At 33.9% G+C, this 1671-nt stretch carries 2 protein-coding genes; both read left to right on the top strand.

Features of this window, described 5'->3' with window-relative positions:
- The coding region (locus A3842_RS09545) for an ABC transporter ATP-binding protein (RefSeq protein ID WP_143186225.1) at window positions 1-711 on the top strand (711 nt) is incomplete at its 5' end.
- A partial coding sequence (locus A3842_RS09540; RefSeq protein ID WP_143186224.1) for an ABC transporter transmembrane domain-containing protein occupies window positions 698-1671 on the top strand: 974 nt, incomplete at its 3' end. The genes A3842_RS09545 and A3842_RS09540, both read left to right, overlap by 14 nt.

Genomic DNA, 1671 nt, shown 5'->3' with positions numbered 1-1671 from the left:
GATAATACCCATCCGATATTAAAAGGATTGAACCTGCATGTGAAGTATGGGGAGAAAGTAGCAATTGTTGGGGAAAGTGGGAACGGGAAATCGACAATAATGAAGTTGTTATTAGGGTTTTATACTCCAACACAGGGCACAATTTACATCGATGGAATTCCAATTGATTGTACTTCAATTTTAGCAATACGTGACGTAATGGGAGTTGTGTTTCAGGAGACCTATTTGTTTCATTCCACGGTGCTTGAAAACATTAAGTTTGGAAATCCAGACTCAACAAATGAACAAATAATTGAAGCAGCCAAACAAGCTAATGCACATGAATTTATAACTCACTTATCACAAGGCTATGAAACAGTTATCGGAGAAAGAGGACAGTTACTCTCGGGTGGTCAAAGACAGCGAATAGCTTTAGCAAGGATGTTATTAAAGAATCCGAAGATAATTTTACTGGATGAAGCAACGGCTGCTCTTGATAATGAAAGTGAACAAATAATCAATAACAGTATAAAGAATATATCAAAAGATCGTACGATAATAGCCATTGCTCATCGTCTTTCATCAATTCAGCATTACGATAGAATTATTTATTTAAGTAAGGGGAAAATTTTAGAAGAAGGCACATATACGGAACTTGTGAACAAAAAGGGGCCTTTTTATAATTTGTTGTCAAGTTCTTATCGGGAGGAAGACATGAATGGGGTATCTTAGGTGGGCGTGGCAATATGTAAAGGAAGCAAGATGGAAGTTTTTTTTAGGCACCCTATTAGTTAATATTGAAATGATCGCGAATTTACTAATTGTAGTTATACAGAAGCAAATTGTTGATGATATATTTATCGGTGGAAACTATGGGAAAATTCCATTTATTGCATCACTTTTATTAATAGCGGTGTCGGTCTCTGTTTGCTTATATACACTTGCCCCTATGATCCTTCATACAGCAGGTATGCATATAAAAATAAAATTATCACAACAATTATTAAAAAACATTTATAAGTTAAAACTATCCAGCTATCTTAAGAATAGTACCGGCAGATATGTTAATTATTTTTCTGATGACGTAAATATAATTGGTGATTATTTGTCTTACAAAATTCCAGCCGGATTGCAACAGTTGATAAGCGTTATTCTTATATCCCTAATAATACTGTACATTAATCCTATCCTCCTTTTAGTCTTGCTCTTTCTTGCTGTATCCTATATTTGTGCAGGAAAATATTTCGGGAATCGATTAAAGCAAAAAAATTTTATGACCAAAGAAAAGAAAACAGAAGTCGTAGCAGTAATAGAGAACGGTTTGTCTGCAACCCGCGAAATTCTTGCATATAATAGAACACAGTGGTTCAAAGACATCTTTCATCAGAGATATAAAAAATATTTTGAATCTGTGCTTAAAGAAGCCAGAGAGCAAAACAAAAATATTTTTGTTGTTGATCCTATTACGTGGATAGCACAAATATTTGTTCTCATATTTGGTGCCTACTCCGTCTATTATCATAGAATGACTGTAGGGGAATATGTCATTGCTTTTCAATTCACTTCTAGATTGAATGATTCCGTGCAATCTTTATATGACACAATCATTAATTTTTCAGGCCTATTCTCAAGCATTGATCGTATCAATTCAATAACCGACAGTTTTTCCGATAGAAAAAAACATTATAATGA

This window comes from Paenibacillus sp. P3E, from assembly GCF_001909045.1.
In the GTDB taxonomy this organism is placed as follows: domain Bacteria; phylum Bacillota; class Bacilli; order Paenibacillales; family Paenibacillaceae; genus Paenibacillus_AQ; species Paenibacillus_AQ helianthi.
The sequence above is the reverse complement of the archived record's forward strand: the minus strand, read 5'-3'. Positions and strand labels throughout refer to the sequence as shown.